Consider the following 2,183-nt stretch of genomic DNA (forward strand, 5'->3'; position numbering starts at 1 on the left):
TGCCATCGACCTGTGTTGCGGCACTGGCACTCTGCATGGACAGGTTCAGCGTGATCGCTGAGACCAGCAGCAGATGTCCTGCTCTCAGGGTGGGCAGGTGGGATCGTGTTGTTCTCATGATTGCCTCCAGATGAAAAGGGAGTCCGGATGGTGTTTTTCTTTCCGGGTGTCAGGCTTCTTGTTGTTGTACGTGGCGGGGCAGGCTCCTTTTCCGATTGCGGTCTTGGTCTGCGTATAGAAATATCCATGCCAAGCCAGCGGCCATTTTTTGGATTTCAAGTAATTGAAATAAAAAAGAAAATTTTTCAGTGTGCATGCCTGTAGGCATGGCTGTCCGGAGGGTGAACAGCGCAGTGTGGCGGGGGTGTTCAGAAAAACAACAGTTAGGTGGCGGGGCGCTGAAAAACGACCGCCCCCATGTGGGGGCGGTTTTCCGTACGATCAGGATATAAAGCGGGAAGTCAGCTGTTCACGGCCTTCAGCGTGGATTCACCGCTGCCGGTTTCAGCGATCGTATCCTTGCTGCCGGCATCAGCCGCTTCGACAGCGGGGGCCACCGCGACCACCGGCTGGCCGTACTTGGCCAGCAGCTCTTCGCGACGCTCCGGATCCATGTTGATGCGGCTCAGGTCGCCCTTGTAGTGGTCGATCACCAGGCGGTCCATGAGGCCGTACCACCACGACGGGAAGTAGGCCGGCAGCAGCATGGAGGCGTAGCCGCCCGGCAGCGTCGGCGCATCCTCGAAGTTGCGCAGGGTCTGGAAGCTGCGCGTCGGGTGCGCGTGGTGGTCGCTGTGGCGCTGCAGCTGGTACAGGAACAGGTTGCTGACCAGCTGGTTGCTGTTCCAGCTGTGCTCGGGGCGGGTACGCTCGTACTTGCCCTTGGCATCCTTCTGGCGCATCAGGCCGTAGTGCTCGATGTAGTTGATGACTTCCAGCAGCGAGGCGCCGTAGGCTGCCTGACCGGCGATGAAGGGCAGCGAGCGCACGCCGCCGACCGCCGCCATGGCGCCGAACACGCCGGCGCTGAGCGCCCAGCCCTGCAGCAGCTCGTTCTCCTTGCTCCAGAAGCTCTTGCCCTTGCGTGCCAGACGCTCCTTCTCGATCTTGTAGGCCGACTTGAAGCCGCCGATCACGGTGCGCGGCAGGAACTTCCAGAAGCTCTCGCCCATGCGGCTGCTGGCCGGATCTTCCGGCGTCGCCACGCGCTTGTGGTGGCCGTACGGATGCTCGACCGCGAAATGGGTGTAGCCGGTCGGTGCCAGCGCCAGCATGGAGAGGAAGCGATCCATCTTGTCATGCTTGTGCGACAGCTCGTGGCCGGTGTTGATGGCGATGCCGTTGATGGCGCCGATGCTCAGCGTCAGGCCGAGGTAGTCGCTCAGCGGCATGTCCTTGCGGCGGCCGACCAGCCAGGTGGCCAGGAAGGTGGCGGCGTACTGGGCGGGAATGAAGCCCTTGACGATCCAGCTGTAGTACTTGTCCTGCTCCAGGCGGCCGATCACCGACTCCGGCGGATTGGCTTCGTCGTCGCCGACCATCTTGTCGACGGCGGGAATCACGCCGTGGACCATGATCGGGCCGACCCAGGCGAGGGCGCGCAGCTTCTTCGGCGCGACGGCGTAGGCGGAGATGGCGGCGAGACCGATCGCCGGCAGGGCGGGGCTGAGCAGCCACAGGTAGCGCTTGGGATCCTTCCAGTCCGCCTCGGCGGCGCGGGCGGTTTGTTCGAGGATATCTTCGGGGACCTTGGCATTCATGGCGTCATGACCCTGTTGTTGTGTGGACAATGTGACATTGTCGACAGACAAGGTTGGCTGACCAGTTGTCCCGCGCCGGGTTTCTGTAGTGAAACGCCGGGTAGGTCTGGGGGCTATGTGGGTATTCCTGCGCTCAGGGCTGATGCCGGTGTTCCGGCCGTGCGGACTAGAGCCACGACTGCTTGCGGCCGGACACGGTCTCCGCCATCTGCCGGCGCAGCCAGGGAATGGCGTGCGACAGCGGCAGCGCCAGGTCGCGCAGCAGGCCAGCCCCGGCGAGAGGGTGTGCAGAATTTTGTGTAACCGGGATTTCGGTTACTGCCGTGGCAGCCTCTCCGCGTAGCTGATCGTAAAGCGGGTCAGTGCCGCCTTCCAGTCTCGGATCGGCAGCGTCCATTTCTTGCTGATGTTGCGCAGTGCCAG

The 2,183-nt window shown here is 62.7% G+C and carries 1 protein-coding gene and 1 pseudogene; both read right to left on the reverse strand.

Annotated elements, in window-relative coordinates:
- Positions 1-572: 572 nt before the first annotated feature.
- Positions 573-1,760, reverse strand: a pseudogene (locus tag C5O18_RS08740) (alkane 1-monooxygenase); the annotation flags it as partial.
- Between the two features lie 166 nt (positions 1,761-1,926).
- Positions 1,927-2,183 (reverse strand): hypothetical protein (locus C5O18_RS10765; RefSeq protein WP_206389821.1); only part of this gene is annotated, 257 nt, incomplete at its 5' end.

This window comes from Amnimonas aquatica (assembly GCF_002943415.1).
GTDB classification, from domain to species: domain Bacteria; phylum Pseudomonadota; class Gammaproteobacteria; order Pseudomonadales; family Moraxellaceae; genus Perlucidibaca; species Perlucidibaca aquatica_A.